The 24,049-nt window shown below is 54.9% G+C and carries 22 protein-coding genes and 1 tRNA gene; 5 read left to right on the forward strand and 18 right to left on the reverse strand.

Annotation, left to right across the window (positions count from 1 at the left end; all coding sequences use genetic code 11):
• The first annotated feature begins 144 nt into the window (after positions 1–144).
• A complete protein-coding gene (gene mnmC / locus MX657_RS16055) occupies positions 145–2,142 on the forward strand; it encodes a bifunctional tRNA (5-methylaminomethyl-2-thiouridine)(34)-methyltransferase MnmD/FAD-dependent 5-carboxymethylaminomethyl-2-thiouridine(34) oxidoreductase MnmC (RefSeq protein ID WP_346806153.1) in 1,998 nt (665 codons plus the stop codon).
• Positions 2,143–2,204: 62 nt separating this feature from the next.
• On the opposite strand, the gene MX657_RS16060 is transcribed toward mnmC, so the two are convergent.
• From MX657_RS16060 to prmB, 6 genes are read right to left on the reverse strand one after another with little or no spacing between them, the layout of a single operon-like run.
• Positions 2,205–2,480 (reverse strand): YfcL family protein, encoded by a 276-nt coding sequence (locus MX657_RS16060; RefSeq protein WP_028013966.1) that lies wholly within the window; start codon positions 2,478–2,480, stop codon positions 2,205–2,207.
• Positions 2,481–2,493: 13 nt separating this feature from the next.
• A complete protein-coding gene (locus MX657_RS16065; protein WP_045330974.1) occupies positions 2,494–3,039 on the reverse strand; it encodes an elongation factor P hydroxylase in 546 nt (181 codons plus the stop codon).
• Entirely contained in the window at positions 3,039–3,848 is an 810-nt protein-coding gene (locus MX657_RS16070) for a sulfite exporter TauE/SafE family protein (RefSeq protein WP_080328528.1), read from the reverse strand. The genes MX657_RS16065 and MX657_RS16070 overlap by 1 nt, the downstream gene beginning before the upstream one ends.
• Positions 3,848–4,672, reverse strand: a complete 825-nt coding sequence (gene mepA / locus MX657_RS16075) for a penicillin-insensitive murein endopeptidase (protein ID WP_217479097.1) — start codon at positions 4,670–4,672, stop codon at positions 3,848–3,850. Before mepA ends, MX657_RS16070 begins: the two co-directional genes overlap by 1 nt.
• A gap of 2 nt (positions 4,673–4,674) precedes the next feature.
• Complete coding sequence (gene aroC, locus MX657_RS16080) at positions 4,675–5,760, reverse strand: chorismate synthase (protein ID WP_218727056.1); 1,086 nt, start codon at positions 5,758–5,760, stop codon at positions 4,675–4,677.
• A gap of 60 nt (positions 5,761–5,820) precedes the next feature.
• Complete coding sequence (prmB, locus tag MX657_RS16085) at positions 5,821–6,753, reverse strand: 50S ribosomal protein L3 N(5)-glutamine methyltransferase (protein WP_023312578.1); 933 nt, start codon at positions 6,751–6,753, stop codon at positions 5,821–5,823.
• A gap of 145 nt (positions 6,754–6,898) precedes the next feature.
• Between prmB and smrB the strand changes: the two genes are divergently transcribed.
• Positions 6,899–7,450 carry an endonuclease SmrB gene (smrB, locus tag MX657_RS16090; protein ID WP_032646638.1) on the forward strand — a complete coding sequence of 184 codons (552 nt, stop codon included), beginning with the start codon at positions 6,899–6,901 and terminating at the stop codon, positions 7,448–7,450.
• A 46-nt stretch (positions 7,451–7,496) separates the two neighbouring features.
• Here the strand turns inward: smrB and sixA are convergent, their stop codons facing one another.
• The 4 genes from sixA to MX657_RS16110 all read right to left on the reverse strand — a co-directional run bounded on the left by sixA (position 7,497) and on the right by MX657_RS16110 (position 12,170).
• Positions 7,497–7,982 (reverse strand): phosphohistidine phosphatase SixA, encoded by a 486-nt coding sequence (gene sixA, locus MX657_RS16095; RefSeq protein WP_346806154.1) that lies wholly within the window; start codon positions 7,980–7,982, stop codon positions 7,497–7,499.
• 209 nt (positions 7,983–8,191) lie between these two features.
• Complete coding sequence (gene fadJ, locus MX657_RS16100) at positions 8,192–10,339, reverse strand: fatty acid oxidation complex subunit alpha FadJ (protein ID WP_346806155.1); 2,148 nt, start codon at positions 10,337–10,339, stop codon at positions 8,192–8,194.
• The gene (gene fadI, locus MX657_RS16105) at positions 10,339–11,649 is read right to left on the reverse strand and encodes an acetyl-CoA C-acyltransferase FadI (protein ID WP_080328525.1); all 1,311 of its coding nucleotides are present in this window, start codon (positions 11,647–11,649) and stop codon (positions 10,339–10,341) included. The genes fadJ and fadI overlap by 1 nt, the downstream gene beginning before the upstream one ends.
• A 236-nt stretch (positions 11,650–11,885) precedes the next feature.
• Positions 11,886–12,170 carry a YfcZ/YiiS family protein gene (locus MX657_RS16110; protein ID WP_028013973.1) on the reverse strand — a complete coding sequence of 95 codons (285 nt, stop codon included), beginning with the start codon at positions 12,168–12,170 and terminating at the stop codon, positions 11,886–11,888.
• 372 nt (positions 12,171–12,542) lie between these two features.
• Between MX657_RS16110 and fadL the strand changes: the two genes are divergently transcribed.
• Entirely contained in the window at positions 12,543–13,823 is a 1,281-nt protein-coding gene (fadL, locus tag MX657_RS16115; RefSeq protein WP_119915416.1) for a long-chain fatty acid transporter FadL, read from the forward strand.
• A gap of 44 nt (positions 13,824–13,867) precedes the next feature.
• On the opposite strand, the gene mlaA is transcribed toward fadL, so the two are convergent.
• Positions 13,868–14,620: a phospholipid-binding lipoprotein MlaA gene (gene mlaA / locus MX657_RS16120; protein ID WP_119915415.1), complete on the reverse strand. Its 753-nt coding sequence runs from the start codon at positions 14,618–14,620 to the stop codon at positions 13,868–13,870.
• Between the two features lie 315 nt (positions 14,621–14,935).
• Between mlaA and MX657_RS16125 the strand changes: the two genes are divergently transcribed.
• Positions 14,936–15,865 (forward strand): formate/nitrite transporter family protein, encoded by a 930-nt coding sequence (locus MX657_RS16125; RefSeq protein ID WP_346806156.1) that lies wholly within the window; start codon positions 14,936–14,938, stop codon positions 15,863–15,865.
• A gap of 75 nt (positions 15,866–15,940) precedes the next feature.
• Positions 15,941–16,012, forward strand: a tRNA-Arg gene (locus MX657_RS16130).
• Positions 16,013–16,051: 39 nt separating this feature from the next.
• Here MX657_RS16130 and MX657_RS16135 read toward each other — a convergent pair.
• The 7 genes from MX657_RS16135 to tssJ all read right to left on the reverse strand — a co-directional run bounded on the left by MX657_RS16135 (position 16,052) and on the right by tssJ (position 24,010).
• Positions 16,052–17,380 (reverse strand): VasL domain-containing protein, encoded by a 1,329-nt coding sequence (locus tag MX657_RS16135; protein WP_346806157.1) that lies wholly within the window; start codon positions 17,378–17,380, stop codon positions 16,052–16,054.
• A 105-nt stretch (positions 17,381–17,485) separates the two neighbouring features.
• On the reverse strand, positions 17,486–17,956 hold the full coding sequence (locus MX657_RS16140) for a hypothetical protein (RefSeq protein ID WP_346806158.1): 471 nt from the start codon (positions 17,954–17,956) through the stop codon (positions 17,486–17,488).
• A gap of 14 nt (positions 17,957–17,970) precedes the next feature.
• A complete protein-coding gene (gene tssE / locus MX657_RS16145; protein WP_346806159.1) occupies positions 17,971–18,420 on the reverse strand; it encodes a type VI secretion system baseplate subunit TssE in 450 nt (149 codons plus the stop codon).
• Between the two features lie 2 nt (positions 18,421–18,422).
• Positions 18,423–19,490, reverse strand: coding sequence for a type VI secretion protein ImpA (locus MX657_RS16150; protein ID WP_346806160.1), 1,068 nt, complete (start codon positions 19,488–19,490; stop codon positions 18,423–18,425).
• Positions 19,490–20,962, reverse strand: a complete 1,473-nt coding sequence (locus MX657_RS16155) for a hypothetical protein (protein WP_346806161.1) — start codon at positions 20,960–20,962, stop codon at positions 19,490–19,492. Before MX657_RS16155 ends, MX657_RS16150 begins: the two co-directional genes overlap by 1 nt.
• Before the next feature lie 2 nt (positions 20,963–20,964).
• Positions 20,965–23,478, reverse strand: coding sequence for a type VI secretion system Vgr family protein (locus tag MX657_RS16160; protein WP_346806162.1), 2,514 nt, complete (start codon positions 23,476–23,478; stop codon positions 20,965–20,967).
• A 4-nt stretch (positions 23,479–23,482) separates the two neighbouring features.
• The gene (gene tssJ / locus MX657_RS16165; RefSeq protein ID WP_265194666.1) at positions 23,483–24,010 is read right to left on the reverse strand and encodes a type VI secretion system lipoprotein TssJ; all 528 of its coding nucleotides are present in this window, start codon (positions 24,008–24,010) and stop codon (positions 23,483–23,485) included.
• Between the last annotated feature and the right edge of the window lie 39 nt (positions 24,011–24,049).

Raw genomic sequence — 24,049 nt, forward strand, 5'->3', positions numbered from 1 at the left:
AGTCGCACTATAAAAAGTTTCGAGTCGCACAATAGCGTACACTTGTACGCCGAACAAGTCCGATCAGACATTTTCTGCGGAAATTTGCACCGATGGACTCACATCGTTAAGATCGTGCCACTGCCTGTCAGACGAGTAACTTACGTGAAACAAAACGCTATACAACCCGCCAACCTCGAATTCAACGCTGAGGGTACACCTGTTTCCCGAGATTTTGATGACGTCTATTTTTCTAATGATAACGGACTCGAAGAAACCCGCTATGTTTTCCTCGACGGAAACCAGCTCAGCACCCGCTTCCCGGCGCACCCGCGGAGCCTGTTCGTTGTCGCGGAAAGCGGATTCGGCACCGGGCTCAATTTTCTGACCCTCTGGCAGGCATTTGATCAGTTCCACGCTGCCCATCCTGAGGCTACGCTCCAAAGATTACATTTCATCAGTTTTGAAAAATTTCCGCTTACCGCACACGATCTGCGGCTCGCCCATCAGCGCTGGCCGGAACTTGCCGCCTGGGCCGAACAGCTTCAGGCGCAATGGCCGCCGCATATCGGCGGCTGCCACCGTCTGATTCTGGACGGCGGACGGGTGACGCTGGATTTATGGCTGGGCGACATCAACGACCTCACCGATACGCTCGACGACTCGATGAACCAGACGGTGGACGCGTGGTTCCTGGACGGCTTTGCCCCCGCCAAAAATCCGGATATGTGGAACCAGCATCTGTTCAGCGCGATGGCGCGTCTGGCGCGTCCTGGCGCAACGCTCGCCACCTTTACCTCTGCAGGCTTTGTTCGCCGCGGCCTGCAGGACGCGGGCTTTACCATGCAGAAGACCAAAGGCTTTGGCCGCAAGCGCGACATGCTGGTCGGCAGAATGGATCAGACGCTGGATATTCCCGCTCAGGCCCCCTGGTTTGCGCGCAGCGCGAGCACATCTCGCGAAGTGGCAATCATTGGCGGAGGGATCGCCAGCGCCCTGCTCGCGCTCGCGCTTGTGCATCGTGGCTGGGAGGTAACGCTCTATTGTGCTGACGAGATGCCCGCCAGCGGGGCCTCTGGCAACCGTCAGGGCGCGCTTTATCCGCTTTTAAGCGCGCACGACCCGGCACTGTTCCAGTTTTTCCCTGCGGCCTTTACCTTCGCCCGTCGCCTGTACGACGGGCTGCCAGTGGCATTCGACCATGACTGGTGCGGCGTGACGCAGCTCGGCTGGGATGAGAAGAGCCAACAAAAAATCGCGCAGATGCTATCGCTGGGTCTGCCGGAGGAGATTGCCCGCGCGGTAAGCGCGCAGGAAGTGGCAGACACCGCGGGCGTGGACACCGGCTGTGGCGGTATTCATTATCCGCTCGGCGGCTGGCTGTGCCCGGCTGAACTGACCGCGGCGGCGATTAGCCTGGCGCAGTCACGCGGGCTGACGGTGCACTATGCCCACAAGGTTGAATCGCTTAGCCGAAGAGAGCACTGGAATCTGCATTTTGCTGATGGCAAAGCGGCACAGCATGCCAGCGTTGTGCTGGCAAACGGACATAACATCAGCCAGTTTATCCAGACAGAGACGTTGCCGGTTTATCCGGTTGGCGGCCAGGTAAGTCATATTCCTTCCGCGCCCGAACTGAGCAAGCTGCGTCAGGTGCTGTGCTATGACGGCTATCTGACGCCGCAAAATCCGTCAAATGCTCATCACTGCATCGGTGCCAGCTACCATCGTGGCGAAGCGGATATGCGCTACAGCGAAGCGGATCAGGCGCAGAACCGCCAGCGCCTGATTGACTGTTTCCCGAACGCGGCGTGGGCGAAGGAGGTTGACGTCAGCGCGGGGGAAGCGCGCTGCGGCGTGCGCTGTGCCACCCGCGATCATCTGCCGATGGCGGGAAATGTGCCGGACTATGAGGCAACGCTTGAGGCCTATCAGGACCTTGCTGATAACCGGGATAACGCGGTAAGCGCGCCGGTTTATCCGGAGCTGTATATGCTGGGTGGATTAGGGTCTCGCGGGCTGTGTTCCGCGCCGCTGCTGGCAGAGGTGTTAGCCGCGCAAATGAGCGGCGAGCCTGTTCCGCTGGACAGAACCACGCTTGCAGGACTGAACCCGAATCGGCTGTGGGTACGGAAACTGCTGAAGGGGAAAATGATTAAGTAGGGTGCAGTCAAATCCCCTCACCCCGGCCCTCTCCCCAGAGGGGAGAGGGAAGAGAAGGCAGCTTAGCGTTTAGCCTGCTGGAACAAATTGTCCCACATGCCCAGTACCAGAGACTGGTCGCGCGGAGAGAGCTCCCCGGCCAGAATGGCTTTTTCCAGGCTGCGAGTGACTTCAGCGTGAACGGCGTCGGCAGAGTGATCGTCACCTGCTTCCAGCTCAGCTACTGCCAGCGTCAGGTGACCACGCAGATAACCGCTGGCGAACAGCTCATCATCACTGGCGTGTTCCACCATGTCATCAATTAACGCCAGAATGCGTGATTCAAATTCTGCGATCATCTTCTTTCCTCTGTTAAAGATCTTCCGGCCAAGGGAAGCATTCCGCCGTGATCTCCGGCGTGTGGTAATAATTCTGTAAAGCCTCGATCAGGCGCGCCGGACGTTCCGGGATGCCTTTCTCAAGATATTCCATCACCTGCGCATGCACGCGGCGCTGGAAGACGATACGGTCTGGCTCGAAGTCACCTTCGAGGTTGTCACAGCTTACGTTGAACGGGAAACCCGCCGCGACGCAGAATAGCCACTCCAGCGCCTGCGGCTTGACTTCCACATCCTCAAACTGCCCCTGGGTGGCGGCGTCACGCCCGTCCGGGCAGTACCAGTAGCCGAAGTCCACCAGTTCGCGCCGGGCTTTCCCCGCGATGCACCAGTGCGAAATCTCGTGCAAACCACTGGCGTAAAAACCGTGGGCAAAGACAATGCGGTTATACGGAACCTCTGCATCAGCAGGAAGATAGATCGGTTCGTCGTCGCCTTTAATCAGACGGGTATTAAAATCATCAGCAAAACAGCCGTCAAAGATCTCGATCAGCTGTTCGTATTTATGCGTACTGTTCATTAGTTCATACCCAACCAGGTGAGGATCTCCTGTCCATGGCTGTCATAAAGAAGTTTGGCGCTCATCACCGCCGAGACGATAACAATCATCGGGCGGATCAGCTTTTGCCCTTTGCTTAATACCAGACGCGAGCCCGCGCGCGCGCCCAAAAACTGCCCTGCCATCATCACAAAGCCGGTTGCCCAGATGACCTTGCCGCCTATGATAAACAGCAGCAGGCCGCCGACATTTGAGGTCGCGTTCAGTACTTTGGCATGGGCGGTGGATTTGGCGAGGTTAAACCCGGCCAGCGTCACGAACGCCAGCGCGTAAAACGAGCCTGCGCCCGGGCCGAAGAAACCGTCGTAAAAACCCACACAGCCCCCGGCAATCAGCGCAAACGGCAGGCCGTGCAGTCGTCGCGCCCGGTCTTCCTCGCCGAGCTTAGGCATCAGCAGGAAATAGAGGCCGATGCAGATAACCAGAATCGGCAGGATCTGGCGCAAAATGTCCGACTGCACATGCTGCACCAGCAAGGCGCCCCCCGTCGAGCCAATAAACGTCATCAGGATATTGAGCTTCTGGTCGGCGAGATTCACCACCTTGCGGCGAACAAAATAGAGCGAAGAAGAAAGCGAGCCGCCGCACGCCTGGAGTTTGTTGGTAGCAAGCGCCTGCGCCGGGCTCATGCCTGCCGCCAGCAGCGCGGGCACGGTTAACAACCCTCCGCCGCCCGCGAGCGCATCGATAAAACCGGCCAGCATGGCCACGAAGAACAGCACCACCAGCAGCAGCGGTGACACCATAAACAGATCGACGAAATTATCCATTAAAGTACATGCTCATCCAGTAGCGCCTGGCAGGAAGGCGGCAACGGAGGCGGTGTCTTCTTCTCAGGCTTAGAGGTTCCAGGTTTTGCTGGCTCAAACCAGCTTTGCAGTTCGTAACCACAGCCATCGCCTGGCGGAGGTAACGGCTGATCTTCACATTCCAGGCTGTTCGCCGGGCAGCGCAGACGAACGTGCATATGCGCACGATGCTGGAACCACGGGCGTACTTTGCGCAGCCAGTCGCGGTCGGTTCCCGCATCCAGACAGAGCTGCTGCTTGATGGCCGGGTTAACGAAAATCCGCGTGACGTCGTTATCTTCTGCTGCCAGCTTGATCATGCTGGAAACCTCCCTCGTCCAGAGCGAGGGCACCACGCTTTTGCCATCGCGCGCCACCAGATCCAGCGCCTGCGGTTTCAGCAGTTGCGCAGACGTCCAGCGCGTTTTCGGTAGCTGCAGGAAGATATCGACATCCAGTCCGGTCTGGTGGCTGGCGTGCCCGCCGTTAAAGCGGCCACCGGCAGGCATCCCCATATCGCCAATCAGCATCGTCCCCAGCCCCAGGTTATGCACCTGATTTCCCAGTCGCTGGATGAACAGCACCAGATCCGGGTGGCCGAAGTAACGACGCTGGTCGGTACGCATCACCTGGTAAGTGTTCGATTGCAGCGGCAGCTCCTGCGCCCCGACGATACAGCCGTTAGAGAAGGCGCCGATAGATTGTGCGCTCCCCGCCACCGGATGGGTGATTTTTTGCCACGGCGTGGCGGCCAGACTGGCTCCACTGGCAAGCAGCGCCAGCAGAGCAATTGCGGTTTTTTTCATGTTTACCAGCGTGGAATGGTGGTCGTCACATCCGCATTCTGCGCGCGCTGGCGCAGGAAGTGATCCATCAGCACGATCGCCAGCATCGCTTCTGCGATCGGCACCGCGCGGATCCCCACGCACGGATCGTGGCGTCCTTTGGTGATCATCTCAACTTCTTCACCAGAGCGGTTAATCGTGTGGCCCGGCACGGTGATGCTGGAAGTTGGCTTCAGCGCGATGTTGGCAATAATCTGCTGTCCGCTGCTGATACCGCCGAGAATGCCGCCCGCATGGTTGCTCTGGAAGCCCGCCTTCGTTATTTCATCGCGGTTCTGGCTGCCGCGAAGCGCCACCACGCCGAAACCGTCACCAATTTCGACGCCCTTCACCGCGTTGATGCTCATCAGCGCGTGAGCGATATCAGCGTCAAGACGGTCAAATACCGGCTCGCCCCAGCCCGCCGGAACGCCGTCGGCCACCACGGTGACTTTCGCCCCAATGGAGTCGCCCTCTTTTTTCAGGCCGCGCATCAGTTCGTCCAGCGCGTCAAGCTTGTCGGCATCGGCGCAGAAGAACGGATTTTGCTCGACCAGGTCCCAGTCCTTGATCGCCAGCGGGATGTCGCCCATCTGGGTCAGGCAGCCGCGAATGACGATGCCAAATTTCTGTTGCAGGTATTTCTTAGCAATCGCCCCTGCCGCCACGCGCATCGCGGTTTCACGCGCGGAAGAGCGTCCGCCGCCGCGATAGTCGCGGAAGCCGTACTTTTGCTCGTAGGTGTAATCGGCGTGGCCCGGACGGAAGACGTCCTTGATAGCACCGTAGTCCTGAGAACGCTGATCGGTGTTCTCGATCAGCAGACCAATGCTGGTCCCGGTGGTGCGGCCTTCAAAGACGCCAGAGAGAATTTTAACCTGGTCCGGCTCGCGACGCTGCGTGGTGTAGCGAGAGGTGCCCGGGCGACGACGGTCGAGGTCGTGCTGTAAATCGGCTTCGGTCAGTTCGATGCCTGGCGGTACGCCATCAACGATACAGCCCAGCGCCAGTCCGTGCGACTCGCCAAAGGTGGTCACGCGGAATAACTGTCCAATACTGTTTCCTGCCATCACGGCTCCGATGTTGTTGTTTGTGTTTGAGCGTTGTGAAACGGGCCGAAGCCCGCTGGATTAATCTTTATAGATGCTGAAGTGTTCGCGCGCGTCGAGCAGCTGCGCTTTGGTCAGCATAAAGACGCCGTCACCGCCGTTGTCGAACTCAAGCCAGGTGAACGGCACATCCGGGTACTGCTCTATCAGATGTACCATGCTGTTGCCCACTTCACAAATCAGAACGCCGTCGTCGGTCAGATAATCCGGCGCGCAGGCCAGAATGCGGCGGGTCAGCTTCAGGCCGTCTGAGCCTGACGCCAGACCCAGCTCCGGCTCGTGACGGTATTCGTTCGGCAGATCGGACATGTCTTCCGCATCGACATACGGCGGGTTAGTGACGATCAGATCGTACTGCAGCGTCGGCAGGTCGCGGAACAGGTCAGAGCGGATAGGCGTAACGTGATGAATCAGACCGTGCTCTTCAATGTTGTGTTCGGTCACGGCCAGCGCGTCGGTGGAGATGTCGACCGCGTCCACTTCCGCTTCCGGGAAGGCGTACGCGCAGGCAATTGCGATGCAGCCGCTGCCGGTGCACATATCGAGAATGTGCTGCGGCTGATGGTTAATCAGACCTTCAAAGTGGTTGTTAATCAGCTCACCAATCGGCGAGCGCGGTACCAGCACGCGTTCATCGACGTAAAACTCGTGGCCGCAGAACCAGGCTTTGTTGGTCAGATAGGCGACCGGAATGCGCTCGTTCACGCGGCGGATCACGCGCTCAACGATGCGGTGTTTTTCGCTGGAGGTCAGGCGCGCGGTGCGCATGTCTTCCGGGATATCCAGCGGCAGGTAAAGAGACGGCAGAACCAGTTGAACGGCCTCATCCCACGGGTTATCGGTACCGTGACCGTACCAGATATTGGCGGCGCTGAAGCGGCTAACCGACCAGCGCAACATGTCCTGTATGGTATGCAGCTCGTTTACTGCTTCATCGACAAATATTTTATCCACTCTTTCCTCCAGGGCATGCTCGCATAATTTTCGGCGGCTAGTTTGCCATGAAGACGGCGATAAATCAGCAATGACGCGTACCGCTTGAGGTTAAAAAATGCGTTTAGTCGGGTACACTATCGGAAATACGAGATGAGAATGACGAATGAAAAAGAAAACATCGCTCAGCGAGGAGGATCAGGCTCTCTTCCGACAGCTGATGACCGGGACGCGTAAAATTACGCAGGACACGATTGTTCACCGTCCGCAGCGTAAAAAAATCAGCGAGGTCCCGGTTAAACGACTGCTCCAGGAGCAGGCCGATAACAGCCACTATTTTTCAGATGAATTTCAGCCACTGCTCAATACGCAGGGAGCAGTGAAGTACGTGCGCGAAGACGTCAGCCATTTCGAGCTGAAAAAGTTACGCCGCGGGGATTATTCGCCGGAGCTGTTTCTCGATCTGCACGGTTTAACGCAGATGCAGGCGAAACAGGAGCTGGGGGCGTTGATTGCCGCCTGTCGCCGCGAACACGTTTTTTGCGCCTGCGTGATGCATGGCCACGGTAAACATATTCTTAAGCAACAGACGCCGCTGTGGCTGGCTCAGCACCCGCACGTGATGGCGTTTCATCAGGCACCCAAAGAGTACGGCGGCGATGCCGCATTGCTGGTGTTGATTGAAGTTGAGGAGTGGCAGCCGCCAGAGTTGCCCTGACAGAACGGCGGGAGGCACATTGCGCCCCGCCATATCGCACGTCACGTCAGATGGCTTTTGCCATCTTCAGGTTGCACGGACTCATTTGCCAGTTGAAGACCCCTTTGCCGGTTTCGTCGAGGGTGACGTTAGCAATGGCAGAAGTGGTGAACATAGGCGGCGTTTCGCCCGGGCACAGTTCAGATACCAGATAGCCGACCAGCGGCAGGTGGGAAATGACCAGTGCGGAAGCGACACCTTCATTGCACAGCGCCTGAAGGTAAGCGCTGACAAGACCGACATCGCCGCATGGCGTCAGTTCAGGGAGAACATCCACGCTGGATGGCAGGTTCATACACTCCCCTACCACGTCCAGCGTCTGTTCTGCACGCAGGAACGGACTCACCAGAACGCGTTCAATGTCCACTTTATGACCTTTAAGCCACGTCGCCATTTGACGGGATTCGTCACAGCCACAGACGGTTAAAGGACGTACTGAGTCACTGGCGGCATCGAGTGCCGCGTCGCCGTGACGCATGATAAAAACTTGCATATTGCACCGCTTTTGTTAACCAGAATCACCGGCGTTAACTACCCGCGATTAATGCTCTGAGGTAGAAAACCCGATGGCCGGGCATTGTGCCTGATCCATTCGGTGAATGAAACGCTGTTTTTTACCTCAATGGCGTAAGTATAGTCAATCTCTGTTTACAAAATCGCCAGAACAGGTTCATTCACCTCAGGATTTACCCTTCTTTGACCTCAGCTTACGAGGACAGTTTCCCTTGCAGGCCAAAACGTCTGGCCGCGTTCCGCCATCTGCAATAATTCGTCACACGGTGTAAACCGCGGACCGTACTGCGAGGCAAGACGTTGCAAAATGGCAACCACTTCACCCGCGCCGAGTGTATCCATGTAACGGAACGGGCCGCCAAGGAACGGCGGGAAACCAATACCAAATACCGCACCGATGTCGCCATCGCGTGCGCTCTTGATCACCTGTTCACCAAAGCAGCGCGCCGCTTCATTGAGCATCATCATAACGCAGCGTTCAGCGCACTGAACGGCAGACAGTTTCCCCTGGCCGGTAGCCGAAATAAGCCCATAAACCGAAGGGTCGACCTGTTTCTTGCTTTTACGCCCTTTCGCGCCGTAAAGATAGAAACCGCGTTCATTTTTTCTGCCTTTGCGATCGTCCTTCAAAATTGCGGAAACAATATTTGCAGGCGGGGAAAAACGTTCGCCATAAGCCGCTTCCAGCACAGGTATAATTTTAGTGCCGGTGTCGATTCCCACCTCATCCAAAAGTTGGATTGGCCCGACGGGGAAGCCAAACTTCACTAAAGCCTCATCGACGTGCTCAATTTTCTCCCCTTCCGTCAGCAGCCGCATGGCTTCGTTGATATACGGTGCCAGAATACGGTTGACGTAGAAGCCAGCCTTGTCCGCTACCACAATCGGGGTTTTGCCCTGTTTTTTCGCCAGCTTCACCACGGTGGCGATGGTTCGCGGGCTGGTGGTCGCGTGTGGAATAACTTCCACCAGCGGCATTTTTTCGACCGGGCTAAAGAAGTGCAGCCCTATTACCTGCTCCGGTCGCGCGGCTTTCGCCGCAATATCGCCAATCGGTAACGACGAGGTGTTTGAGGCGAAAATGGTGTGCGGTGCGCAGTGTTGCTCCACGTCAGCCACCATCTGCTGCTTAAGCGCCAGATCTTCAAATACGGCTTCAATCACCAGGTCCCGGTGTGCAAAACCGCTGTAATCCGTCGTGCCGGAGATCGTCGCCAGGGTTTTATCACGCTCGCTTGCCTTGATATGGCGGCGTTTGACCTTCTGATCAAGGTTCTGCCAGCTGTACTGCAGCGCGTGATTGATGCCCTTTGCGTTGATGTCTTTGATACGCACGGGCAATTTGCCTTTGCTGGCGGTAACAAATGCAATGCCGCCGCCCATCAGCCCCCCGCCCAGTACGCCAACGGCGTGCAGCGGCGCAGGATCTGCGTCGCTGCCGGGATCTTTTTTCACGTCCGTACTTGCGAAGAAGATGCTGCGAAGTGCCTGAGACTGCGGCGTCATCGCCAGTTCACCAAAGGCTTTGGCTTCAGCGGCATAGCCGCTGCTGCTTCCCTGAGACAACCCGTTTTCAATCACTTCCAGAATGCGCTTTGCCGCCGGGTAGTTGCCTTTGGTTTTTTGCTCGGTTTTTTTGCCCACCACGTTGAACAAAAGCGCACGCCCCAGCGGCCCGGCGAGCACGCGCTCGCGTACAGGGAGAGGACGTTTTGTCTGACGTCCTTTTAGCGCCAGCTCAACGGCAGCGTCCAGTAAAATAGTGTGCGGAACAACGTCGTCAACCAGACCCACTTTCAGCGCCTGACGGGCGCGCAGCTGCTTGCCTGTTAAGATCATCTCCAGCGCGGTGCTGACCCCCACCAGGCGAGGCAAACGCTGTGTTCCACCCGACCCCGGCAGCAGGCCTAATTGCACTTCCGGCAGGCCCAGCACGGTTTTAGCATCATCGGTGCAGATACGGCTGTGACAGGCCAGCGCCAGCTCCAGCCCGCCGCCCAGACAGGCACCGTGGATCGCGGCAATAACCGGGATCGGCAGGGCGTTGATCTCGGCCATCACCTGCTGTCCCTGACGCGCCAAATCTTCAGCTTCCTGCGCGCTTTGCGCACGTGCAATCATGTTGATATCGGCCCCGGCAATAAAGTTATCCGGCTTGGCCGAGATAAAGACCAGGCCGCGGATCGCTTTATTTTCGCGGATCTGCTTGAGCATAGCGCGAACCTGAGTGCCGAATTCAGCCTTCAGGGTATTCATCTTTTCATCAGGCACATCAATAGTGATAACCGCCACGTTATCGAGGCGAACCGTCAGATTAAATGCAGATGGCATATCCATTATTCAGCCTCCAGAACCATTGCTGCGCCAAGGCCCCCCGCCGCACACGCGGTGACAAGGCCAAACCCGCCGCCACGGCGACGGAGTTCGTGTAAAGTTTGGGTGATCATTCGCGCGCCCGTGGCTGCAAACGGATGGCCGTAGGCGATCGAGCCACCCAGCACGTTGAATTTGCTTTGATCGACTTCGCCGGTGGCGTGGGCGCGGCCCAGCACGTCGCGTGCAAAACGCTCGCTTGCCAGCAGCTGGACGTTTGCCAGGGTTTGCGCGGCAAAGGCTTCGTGCATATCAATCAGGGTTAAATCGGCCAGCGTCAGCCCCGCGCGATCCAGCGCCAGCGGCGTGGACCACGCCGGACCTAACAGCATGTCCTGCCAGACATCAATAGCGGTAAAGGCATAGCTGCGCAAATAGCCCAGCGGCGTGATGCCCAGCTCTTTTGCACGCGACTCCGTCATCAGGATCACCGCAGCAGCGCCATCGGTCAGCGGTGTGCTGTTGGCCGCCGTCACGGTGCCGTGCTTGCGGTCAAAAGCCGGACGCAGTTTGGCGTAATCCGCCAGCGTCGAGGTACCACGAATATTGTTGTCTTCAGTAAGAGGCTCACGATAGGGAGGCGTGTAGGCGGTCATAACCTCTTCGGTCAGTTTGCCCTCCGACCAGGCTTTCGCTGCCAGCTGATGCGAGCGATGCGCCAGCGCATCCTGCTGTTCGCGGGTAATACCGTAGGTTTTCGCCATCTGCTCGGCGGTATCGCCCATGCGCAGGCCGGTGGAGTATTCCGCTACGGCAGGTGGCACGGGCATGAGGTCACGCAGGCGTAAACGCGAGAAGAGTTTGAGCTTCGCACCGGTGGTGCGGGCTTTATTGGCATCCACCAGAATGCGGGCCAGCTTTTTACTGACGCCAATCGGCAGTACGGAGGAAGAATCCGCGCCACCCGCAATCCCGGCGCGAATGGTGCCCGCCATCAGACTTTCCGCCACGTTTGCGACCGCCTGGAAGCTGGTCGCGCACGCGCGGCTGACGCTGTAGGCATCGGTATGAACGTTCATGCCGGTACCGAGAACAATTTCCCGCGCAATGTTAGGGGCTTCAGGCATCTGTACGACCTGGCCGAAGACCAGCTGTTCGATGACCTCAGGCGGAATTTCGCTGCGAGCCAGCATCTCCCCCACTACCATTTTCCCCAGTTCGACAGCCGGTATACCGTGAAACGCCGTCGCCTGACGCGCAAACGGCGTACGCAGACCGCTGACAATGGCAATGCGGTCACCTTGTCGGGTGATTAGCGGTAATGCCTGACTCATAACCTTCCCCTGTGAAAAATTTTACATGACTATAAAGTGGTCTGACCTGATAACAGTCTTAACCATTTTTTTACATTCAGCCAATCAGGGAAGCATAAAAATGCGAGGTAAAACACAGAGAAGAAAAAGAAAATGCCCAGGGTAAAAGCAAAACGGTAACCCGTAGGTTACCGTTTTTAGTGTTTGCGCCCTCTCCCGTGGGAGAGGGTTGGGATGAGGGTACCAGACCGCAGGAGTTAACGCAGACCCAGCTGGAAAATCAGCGTTTCAGCTTCGCAGGCAAACACAAAGTCGATATCCAGCTTCACGCCACCGTCCACTTCCGTGAAGGTGGATTTGATTTCACACGGATCGGACTCCACATCACGCGCGCGCTTGCTCAGCGCGGCCAGCGTCTCTTCGGCTTCTGCACGGTTGGTGAATACACGGCTGTAAGACGCGGTGCAATCGGTGTTGTCCATGATGGTGCCAACATCCATACAGCAGCAAACCGGGGTTTCATCAGCACTGCATTTACTCATAGCTCAATTTCCTCTGTATTCGCGCTATGCGCGAGATAAACACGATGCTGCTATTTTACGCCCCGGCGCTGGCTCTCTCCAGCCGTTAATGGCGCAAAATCGGATAAGTGACCGATATCACACTAAAAAATGATCTAAAACAAAAACCACCCTTTTGAGTGAGCCGCGATGGTCACAATTTTGCCAACCAGATCTCGTTTCAAGAAACATGTTTGAAAATATTAATAAACAAACTTGCAACATTCCGGCTGGTCGGACCTATACTCTGGCCACTGGTCTGATTTGTCTGTCATACCTCAGACCCTACACTTCGCGCTCCTGTTACGGTATGTAACAATTATTGAATAAAAATAACTCAATGAGGTTATGGTCATGAGCCAGAAAACCCTGTTCAACAAGACTGCGCTGGCAGTCGCAGTGGCAATCGTCTCTACTTCCGCCTGGTCAGCGGGCTTTCAGCTAAACGAATTTTCTTCCTCTGGCCTTGGCCGTGCGTATTCAGGGGAAGGTGCAATCGCTGATGATGCTGGTAACGCAAGCCGTAACCCTGCATTGATCATGATGTTCGATCGCCCGACCTTCTCTGCTGGTGCGGTGTATATCGATCCTGATGTCAACATTTCCGGCACGTCACCTTCTGGTGCGAGCCTGAAAGCAGATAACATTGCGCCAACGGCGTGGGTACCTAACCTGCACTTCGTTGCACCAATCAATGAACAATTTGGCTGGGGCGCATCCGTCACGTCTAACTATGGCCTTGCTACCGAGTTCAATAACAACTACCCGGCAGGCGAATACGGCGGTAAAACAGACCTGACAACGCTGAACCTGAACCTGAGCGGTGCTTATCGTCTGAACGATAACTGGAGCTTCGGTCTGGGCTTTGATGCCGTCTACGCTGATGCAAAAATTGAGCGTTACTCCGGTGAACAAACGGCTCGCCTGCCGAAAAACAGCAACAAAATTGCCAGCCTGAAAGGCGATGAGTGGGGCTATGGCTGGAACGCCGGTATTCTTTACGAGCTGGACAAAAACAACCGCTGGGGCCTGACCTATCGTTCCGAAGTGAAAATTGACTTCGACGGCGATTACAAGAGCGGCATCCTGACGCCGGTCAACAGCCTGGTCCCTGGTGCGGGCACCACCATCCCGTGGGGAACTTCCGGTCAAACTGTCCCTGGCTCACTGTCACTGCATCTGCCAGAAATGTGGGAAGTCTCCGGTTACAACCGCGTTGCGCCACAGTGGGCTATTCACTATAGCCTGGCCTATACCAGCTGGAGCCAGTTCCAGGAGCTGAAAGCAACCGGCAATAATGGTCAAACGCTGTTCTATAAAGATGAGAGCTTCCACGACGCCTACCGCATTGCGTTGGGTACCACCTATTATATGGATGACAACTGGACATTCCGTACCGGTGTTGCATTCGATGACAGCCCGGTACCGGCTGATAAGCGCTCTATCTCCATTCCGGATCAGGACCGCTTCTGGGTGAGTGCTGGCGCCACCTACGCGTTCAACGAGAATGCGTCTGTCGATGCGGGCGTTTCTTATATGCATGGCCAGAAGGTGACCTTCAAGGAAGGCCCGTACGAATTTACCTCTGAAGGTAAGGCGTGGCTGTTCGGTACTAACTTCAACTACGCGTTTTAATCGCGCAGGGATCAAAAAAGGTGAGCGTTGCTCACCTTTTTTATTTATTCCGAATCAATATCTTTGAGTTCGTTTTCAATAGCCTTCGCGTTTGGATTATCTTCCGGCTTCAGCTTGCCACCGTTGGCAATAAAGTCATGATTCTGGAAGTACGCTTCACGCACCATAATGTACGGATCGGACGACTGGCGCAGCAGGCCATCTGAATCAAGCAGTTGCGCGCGCGTTTCAATCCCTTCCACCGTCCATTTGCCAACCGACAGCGGCCAGGTGAGCCACGACAGGACCGGATACAGCGTATCGACCATATCGCCACCCTCATCACGCACGGTGAAGCTGCCATAGAACGGCAGATGAACGTAAGGCCCGTAACCGACGCCATAATGCCCCAGCGTACTGCCGAAACGGTGCGGCTGTTCACGCTGCAGTTTCGGGTTAGCCATGCCCGCGACATCGATAAAGCCACCCATCCCCAGAAGGGAGTTCAGGAAGAAGCGCGTAAAGTGCACCATCCCCTGATACGGATCGCCCTGCAGGAAATAGTTGACCATCACCGCAGGCTCTTCCAGGTTACTGGTGAAATTGCTTAATCCGTTACGTGCGGGCTGTGGAACATAATCGCGCCATGCCACAGCCACCGGGCGAACCACATACGGGTCCAGCACGTTGTAGTTGAAGCTGTACATCGAGCGGTTAAATCCTTCGAGAGGATCGGAGCGTCCCGTTTGCTCCCCGGAGCTGGCGCAGCCCACAAGCATCGTCGCGCCCAGCGCAAGCGCCGACAGCCGAAGTTTCATAAATATCTCCCTGTTCAGTATGGCTATCGTTGATTGCCATCCGTAACGGAGCAGGTGGCGCTCCGTCTGAAAACGTGCAAGTGATTGTAACAGCACGCTTCACGATGTCTATGAGTACAATTACGGGCAGTAATCACCGTGACTCTGATCTCAGCATAGCCTGACTTTTAGAATTCGTTTCGCTGGCAATTTTATAATGTCTTTGAACGAGATGTATCACCTTTGTTGTCATTCCCGCCAAATTAAGAGCATCCCCACAGGCATCCCGATAAAAGCCGCTACGCTTAAAAGAAAGATTATCCTGTGGGAGCCGTTATGAAAGATGTGGGTGAAGAAAAAATTGGCGAGAGTAATGAGGAACATGAAATCGAAAGCGAGGAGAAAGCACGCGGCGAGAAGATAGAGATTGATGAAGATCGTCTTCCCTCCCGCGCGATGGCGATCCATGAACATATTCGCCAGGATGGTGAAAAAGAGATGGAGCGCGATGCGATGGCCCTCTTCTGGTCAGCTATCGCTGCGGGGCTGTCAATGGGGGCTTCACTGCTCGCTAAAGGAATCTTTCATGTTCAACTGGAAGGCGTTCCGGGCGGATTTTTACTGGAGAACCTCGGCTATACCTTCGGCTTTATTATCGTCATCATGGCCCGCCAGCAGCTGTTTACTGAAAACACGGTGACCGCCGTACTGCCAGTGATGCAAAACCCTACCCTCGGCAATTTTGGTTTACTGATGCGGCTGTGGAGCGTGGTTCTGCTGGGCAATATCATCGGTACGGGCATTGCGGCCTGGGCGTTCGAATATATGCCGATATTTGATGAGCCCACCCGGGACGCGTTTGTGAAGATCGGTATGGATGTGATGAAAAACACGCCGGTCGAAATGTTCTCTAATGCCATCATCTCCGGCTGGATTATCGCCACAATGGTGTGGATGTTCCCTTCTGCCGGTAGCGCTAAAATCGTGGTGATCATCCTGATGACCTGGCTGATTGCGCTGGCGGATACCACGCATATCGTGGTCGGCACCGTTGAAATACTTTATCTGGTCTTTAACGGTACACTTCACTGGAGTGATTTCTTCTGGCCGTTCGCCCTTCCAACGCTGGCGGGGAATATCTGCGGCGGAACGTTTATCTTTGCGCTGTTAAGCCATGCCCAAATCCGTAACGACATGTCTAATAAACGCAAAGCCGAGCTTAAGGCGCAGGCAGATAAAGATAAAACAGCAAAAAAATCAACCTGAATGGTGACTCTTTGAGCAGTCAGGCGGCAATGCGCTTAACGCAAAGTGTAAATAACGCTATACTCGTGCCGCCTCGTCCCCTTAGTTAAATGGATATAACGAGCCCCTCCTAAGGGCTAGTTGCAGGTTCGATTCCTGCAGGGGACACTTTGATCTTCCTTTTATTAGCCTGACAATCACCTGAACTCATTGCGCAGACATATTCTGTTTAATTTGAGCATATCGCGTTGCCAGTTGTTTAAGATGAAGCTCCAGTTGAGTCTTTTCAGCTTCAGGAAGCGCATATCCGGCAGGATATTGCGACAGGCGTCTGAGCTGTTCCTCAGCCGGTATCGTACGGTTAAATGACTGAATTGTCGAAAAAACCACGGATTTAAGCTCACTCACCGTTATATATTTTCCTTTTTGCTCATCCAGACTACTCAGGCGATTACTCAGTTGCTGAAGCTTCATCATTCCCTGATACCAGCTGTTCATGGCGTCTACAGGCAACGCCGTCGCGTTAAACTTTTTTTGCCACTGTATTATCAGCGCCTTAGACTCTTCTGGCCGTAATGTCTCGAGCTGTTCTAACAGCTGAAGACTATAAACAATACTCCAGTCAGGAGGCAGCTTATCCAGTCGTGCAAGCTGCTGCTGCGTATCTGAGATAAACGTAGACGGTAGCGTTCCTCGCTGCATTAACGCATCTTGCTGAACAGGCGTGAGCGCTTCAGGTAAGGGTGCCAGAGAGGCGACGATCTGAGCCGTTAATGGATCGGGTCTGGACAGCAATCCCCCTCCCCACGCCACGGCGATGCAAACCACCAGCGCAGAACACGCCCCAGCGACAAAAGGTTTCCACGATCTGACAGACCCGGGAACCGTTATACGGTCTTCACTATTCCGCTCAGTTTCCTGCTGCACAACATAGACCCATTTCACCTCTTCGGTCGGCTCTACCCTCTCCGGAGGCGATTCACTACCAGGCCTGCTCTCATTCAAATCCGTCATGCCATTACTGTTTTCCAGCCTTGCTGCGCTTGAATGTATCAACACTCGTAAGGTATCGAACTGGCTAAGGTGTTTGAGTTCAAGGCGCTGGAGCACCTCGCCCAGGCGGGTAAGCAACGCTTCAGCGCTATAAAGCTCGCTAAGATCACCCTTGTCCAATGGAAGCATACGCAAGAGCTGCTGCAGGCGCTGGCTCAGGCTGCTAAGAATTTCCATACGGACCTGTAACGCCTGCGGCCAGAGAACATCCCACTGACGGCTAATCAGAGCCTCCAGGATAGCGAGCCCTTCATTCAGACCAGTTAATCGAGACAGATGCGTACGGGCAAGGGTGTACCAGGCTGCGGTCTGCAACTCAACGCCGTTTTGCTCGAATAATGAAAGGCAGCACTTTTCAACGTATAGCCAGTTCACATCCGGGCGCGCCGGATGGCTCAGTTTATTCATTTCATTACGCAGGGATGTATATTCCGGCAGCGTGCGCGGGTCGCAGCCGGTTTTTAACGTTTTATGTGTGGTCATCCTGGAAGGCCTGAATATCCGTGTCGGTTAATATCGTCAGTTGATGTGTGAGGCTGTTTTACGATTTAGAATTGCAATGATGAATAGAGGGAATAAATATTATCGCTATGGCAACAGCGCTAAAATCAAACCGAAAAAAATACCTTCATCAAATAGTTGCCCTGACTGAGGCGACGTATCAGGGGGAGTGTAAGTCCAGTTATTCACTCCCCCCACCCGCATGAACAGGCGTCCTTGAGAAATCACATTTTCTCCGGAGCAGAAAGTCACCTCGACACAGCCCGCCACGCCCTGACCAAAAAGAAATACCGGCATAAACTTTACCGCCCGGCTGTCATAACGCAGAACGATACCGGTGATCTCGAAAGCTCCTCCCTCCACCAGCAGGTCAGGAACAGATGCCGTCAGCGGCTCGACATTCAGTCCGGTACCTGTCAGCCACTCATCCATTTGCGTCTGAAGTTGCTCCATTCGCAGGCGAAACTCAGCTATGTCCCTCTGACTCTTGCTACAAGGCAAAGCCGGCGCAGATTGTCTGGCCTGCAATTTTTTCATGAACTGTGATTTTATTGACATGGTGCTAACTGACCTTATATTCGGGTTGACGTGTCGAGATACTGCTGTTGCCTGAGGTGCCTCAACAGAACCCGTCCTTCGGGCTTAAACTCGGTGCCGTAGCGCACCAGCCCAATACCTTTGAGCTCTGCGTCAATGGCATAGCGCAGTTCGCCGGGTACGTTCTGCTCCAGCAGAACCACGTCTATTTTTTTCAGGCGTGGCTCATATTTGAGCAGGACGGCAGAGAGCGTCGACATCAGCTTATGTGCTGTACCTGGGAGCCCCTGCAGAATAGTGGTCATGTCCGGCAGGCCATAATCCGGTATATGTGCCAGAGTCCCGGCGCGGCAATTGAGGATCCGTTGCATATTATCTAGCACCGACAGGATGACCTGATTTTCTTCACTAATATGCTGAAGATCGAGATCACCGACAAAATTACCGTAAAGCATCTCGCATAATGAGGGTGAATTGCGCGGCATGATCAATTCCCCTCCTCAGGAGTCACAGCAAACACGCTGCCACCATCGTTTCTATCCAGTAACGACCAACGGGCCGGATGCTTCTGTCCATGGTTATCTTCAAATTCTGGCATCACCTGTCCGGCTCGAGTGTGAGTATATTGCGTTGTGCCATTAACAATGGTCGCCCAGCGACCATCGAACGGTGCAAGAATGCCGCTCCAGCAGGTAATACGTTGTTTTTCTTCCTGCAAGAGTTTCTTTTCACGCCGTGGCCAGTTATAAAGCTCTTCCGGTTTCCCCTCCGGGAAAAAACCCTCTGGCGGAACATCAATAAACTCACCTTCAACACGACGGATCAGTGTCCAGCCTGTTTTGGCCCACTCAGTTTCATCCCAACTATAATCTCTCTCCCCTGTTACTGGGTCTATCCAGTCGCAACGTGTTCTTCCCTGCAACGCTGATACTGGCTCACCATAGTCAGCATGAATAAAACGAGCAGGAGAGAAATCAACATCAGGTAAATAGATCCCACTTAAAGTGGGTTTGTCACCTAATTCGATGCGTACTAAAGTATCAAGTTCATAACGAGGAATCTGTGAGGGAAGTTCGTTTTTATATTCCAGAGTAAAATCATTATAAGTTAAAGTGCCTTCACGCCAGGTAGCATCTAATGTAATAGATAACCTTTTATCCAACTCTGCCGCTATACTTTCAAGTTCAGATATTTTTTTTATTTCATCTTCTGTCATCCAACCATTCCAGCAGTCGGTAATGCCTTTGGTGATGGAACTCATCGCCCCACCAACATGAAATGCTTTAATATCATTATTCATACGAGCAATATACCCTTTAACGTACTGCTCTTTGACTGGACGAATATTCGGCATCACACGATTTCCCCACACCATATCAACCTGTTGCCAGAGAGGGAGTTTACGGCTGTTTAACGGAATTTCTCTCAGATAACGGGCAAATGCGGCTTCATGAGCGTCGATATAGGCAATAATCGCATCGCGGGTTGCTGCGTAATGTTCAGGGGAAATAAACTTCTCCAGTAAATAACATTCCTGAGGATGTAAGACTGCCATTATTTTTTATCCTTTGGTTCATACCAGTTATGGGTGTTTTCCAGCTTCGGTAATCCCTGATATGGATAAACAGGGTCGTTAGCCGCATCACCATACCCCCAGCCTGTTTTCTGTCGTGGCCCTGTGTACTCTTTTTTCAACTGCGACGGGTCCAGAACAATCTGTACGGCTCCACCTTCCAAAGAATATTCTGTGGCACCGTACGCATCTTTTTTAAACTGTGTTCCAGCTCTTCCCTCCCAGACTTTTAGTGATTGACCTCGCGGAACGGTATAAGTGACAAACTCGCCGTTTTCATTCCAGCTCTTCCACACGGCAAATCGCCGCCGCCAGTCGCTTTTACTGGTCAGCGTGTCAAATTCAGCCTTGTGCATCCAGCAGATGTTGTTATCGCTCGACGATGGGTCAACCACACGATAGATAACCGTGCCTGGTGGGATTTCAGCCGCCTTCATGGAAGAGTCGAAGGTATCAAACTTACCTTTCAACGCCAGGTTTTCGCTGGTTTTGCTGATATCCGGCCAACCTTCAGAAATCTTATTCGTATGTTTTCTGCTGATTAGTTCAAGCGCCGGATACGCTGCTTTTGTCACCCCCACATCCACCCAATCCGGCTTCTCACGTTTGAAATAGTCGATTTCTTCACTGGCACGGGCCGCGCCGTAGAAATGAGCATTCTCACCGACATGTGCACGAAACGCATTATCCCCTTCTACTCTCAGGCGATTCGCAAGGCGCTCCAGAATGTCGTTCAGTGGTTTCAGCGCTTTCGCCAGCATTGCATTCGCTTTGCTGCGTACAGAGACCAGCGTTTCCCACAGAGCCGCGACCGGGCGTTGCAGACTGGATGGCCCCCAGCGAGTTACTGTATCGAACAGACTGCGCGTCACTTTCATCAGCTTGTCCATCACCTCAAGCAGCGACGATGTACTGAGCATGCTTTTCAGTTCATCAATTTTGCCTGCCAGATAGTGACAGGGATTGTAGATACGAAGCGTTCGTAACGTACTACGAACCGCAGAAGTATCCAGAAAACGGTTGAGCTGTGCGATACTCCCGTCCAGCAGGCGACTGTAGTTACCCGCCTTGCTCAGCTCGTTAAAATGGGCTTTGCGCACGGACAAGAACATCACTTTGGCACTCCCCTTGACCAGCGAGCCCAGAGTCGGGAAGCAGCCGACCAGCGTCAGACCAAGGCTCACCCACGGCCAGACCTCAGTATCATTTTCCTTTATCTTCTTACAGTTGGCGATAAGGTCACGGACGTCGCAAATCTGATCCACCAGAGGGATCATCGAGATAACCGTTCCGGTAACGATCTGCCCGGTCGTCTGCCGTTCGTTAAAGTCGCCCTGAAGCGTTTCCCACAGCCACTCTCCGGATGCTTTGGCTTTATCTGCCAGCTCGTCATACCAGCTTTGTGGTGGGGGCTGGTAGAAAGCCAGTGCGTTCTGAAGTTCCTGATCTATCATTTTTATCCCTCCCTGATGCTGGTTTTTTCCAGCAGTAAATCCCACGATGCCCAGGGCTTATCCGGCTCAGGCGGTGGAAGCTGGTAAGTCACGGTCGCTGACTCAAACGGCACATTTTTGTGCAGGGCATATCCCTGCTCATTCAGTACGCCAGCGAGTTCGCTGCCACCGTCGAAATGAAGGGTATAAAGCACTTTCGGGATAGCATCCTGCCCGTCAAAGAAATTAAGCGCGAGGTCGTGTTCTCCCTTGCCGGGCAGATGTGGCATTTTTACCGTCTGCGAAGCACCACTTTCCGTATCCAGCCGGCTGGCCTTACGGGTATACGTCCCCGCCGTCTCATACTTGATTTGTCCCTGCTCGATGAGGATGGAGCTTCCGCCCCCCACCAGACGTATTCGCTTCTTCCCGGCCAGCAGCATCTCTCTGGCAGAGATGAGGGTCAGTTTCTGCTCCGCGCTCAGGTGCATCACCCCGTTCTGCGCCTGAAACTGTACCGGCCCCTGTGCCGAAATCAGGCTCAGCTTGCCGTGTTGGGCAAACATTCCCACGCTGTCGCCCGCCAGTCCGGTGATATGCCCCTGGGTCCCGATACTGATATCACCACCGGCATTCAGGGCAATATTGTCAGTGGCCGCCAGCTGCAGATGCTCTGCGCTGGTAAACGCCATCCCCTCGGGTGCTGAGAAGTGAAGCATCTCATTGATAGTTTTCAGCCGTGTGGCGAACATCGCCTGCTGGCTGGCGATATCAGCTTCCAGGGCTTTTGCCTGTCGGGTTGCTGTGGCCAGTCCCTCGATTTGCGTCCGGACGGCCTCAATCTCTCTGAGAGCCACGTCCATATCCAGCACATCGCCTTCGCCGTGCACTTTGCCATCGGCGGTGACCAGCAGCCCTTTTGCCACACGGATAACCCCGTATTCATCGGTGCGCAGCTCAAAGCCGGTGCCTCGCGGCTCGTTCTGTGCATCAACGATATGGCCCTGGTTAAGGGCAGTGGCCCCGAACGGCGTGCTGAGTGCGATATGTTCACTCTTGCGCTGGTCTTCCATCCGCAGCTCGTTCTGACCCGCGGTGCGCAGGATGTTCTGGCTGCGGTTGTCGCGGGTGACCACGTCCGGATGTTCAGAATCATGGAACGCATGGGCAATGTACGGGCGATCCGGGTCGCCGCCGTCAAAGGCAACCCCCACTTCGGTGCCATTTATCAGCGGCGTGTGCCAGCCGTACGTTTCCCCGGCGTACGGTTTGGCCTGACGTATCCACAGGTAGTTATAGCCCGGCTCTGCGTCTTCACGGCTGAAGTCCAGCTTCACCCGGTAGCGCCCCGTTTCATCAAGATGCGCGTAAGGCGCGTTCTTCTCGTCGCTCTCGACACGAGCAGTCAGCGTGCCGGCGATAAGCGGGCGCGGTGCAGGCTCGGGTCTGAAGCAGAACTGCTCACTGTAGGGCATACCCCAGACGGAAACGTGCAGACGGGTGTCCCGGGCGGCGCGGAAAGTGGTAAGCGTGATAACCATGCCTTCTTTCAGCTCCGGCACATCACTGTCGCCGGTTTCCAGCACTATGCCCGGCGTCAGGTGACTGGCGTTGCTGAAGAGATGCAGGCTGATGGCCCTGTTCAGTTCACGTTCGTGATGGATACGAGCATAAAACGCCCCGCTTTCGGTTTCAGGTTCTGAGGTAGTGTCGTCGCCCGCTTCACGATAAGGGGCAAGATAGCGGTAATATTCGCCAGTTGTGACCGCTTCACTTCTGACACTGACGGTCGCATCCATCGGCGTACCGGCCGTGCGGTAGTTGTAATCCCGGGTGGCCACACTGCCAGTTACAGTGTGGTGCCATACTCTGGCATCCCATACCGCTTCGACCGCGCCGTCATACAGTGCAGAGGGCTCACGGTACGGCAGGCGCACATCAAACTGGTAGTGCAGCTGGCTGTCGGCAAAGATTACGGTGTCCAGCCCGGTGGTGGTATTCACCCCGGTACGAAACCAGATACCGACCTCAGCAAGGATTCGCTGCATAAACTGCAGGTCAGTCTCCCGCCATTGGGCGATAAGCTCACGTACCGGGTAAGAGCGTTCCAGCCGGAATTCAAAATCCCCCCCTTCCAGCCCGTGTCTACGCAGGACCTGTTCCACCAATTCTGGCACCGAAACATTCTGCCATACCGCGCAGCGGCGGGTATGAGCAAGCAGTGCCAGACGCGAGGAGAGCGTTACGGCGAAATGCGTCTGGTCCGCAGTCTCTCTTAGGACCTCAAAACCAGTGATAATGCCCTGTACCAAACGGCCTGAAAGCATGCTGAGGGTGGCATACTTCAGCAGTGCATCCTCGCGGCCGATGCCTTTCTGAGGTGTGGTGAACTCAATGCGCCATTCGAACGGGGCATTCAGCGCTTCGCGGCCGTGGAAGTTCAGCACATCCGGCTTCAGGATGCTGTCGTTAATCTCAAGGCAATATCGGGTCTGCCCGTCAAACAGCGCCAGCCAGTTATCCAGGATCGTATCCATGTACTTACTCCTTCACCGGGTCCAGGGTCAACCCGGTGCTGTTGAGCTGGATGGTACGCGGCTTATCCGGGTCGAGGTCATCGAGGCTCAGCACCAGCTTCCAGGTGTTATTATGTATATCCGGACGATTGAACAGCCCCACCACCGCTACAAATTTCGCCTCTTCATTCATTGGCATATTGAGGGTTACGCTGCCTTTGGGCATTACCAGCAGTGACTTACTGACCACAATGTCTTCTTTCAGGGTGGTGTCTGCATCGCGCAGCAGCTTCTGGTAGTCGGCAGCGTCCACCTTCTGGCGGTCTTTGAGCTGGTAAACCTGCACCATGGTGGCCAGCGGCGTCTGGCTTTCATCGGCGTTAATAGCCGCACGGGGTTCAAAATCGAGATGCAGCACCTTTATTTTTTTGTAGAAAATGGCTCTGGTTGCGCTGACCGTGCCGTCCGTTACGGCCTGAGTCAGGCCACATGCGGTCAACAGGGAACAGAACAGCATCAGTGCAGTGCTGCGCGGCAGGGAAGCGAAAGTCATTCGTGGAGTCCTTTTCAGCGTTCAGAAACAGGGGTGTGT

Source organism: Enterobacter chuandaensis, assembly GCF_039718975.1.
GTDB lineage: Bacteria > Pseudomonadota > Gammaproteobacteria > Enterobacterales > Enterobacteriaceae > Enterobacter > Enterobacter chuandaensis.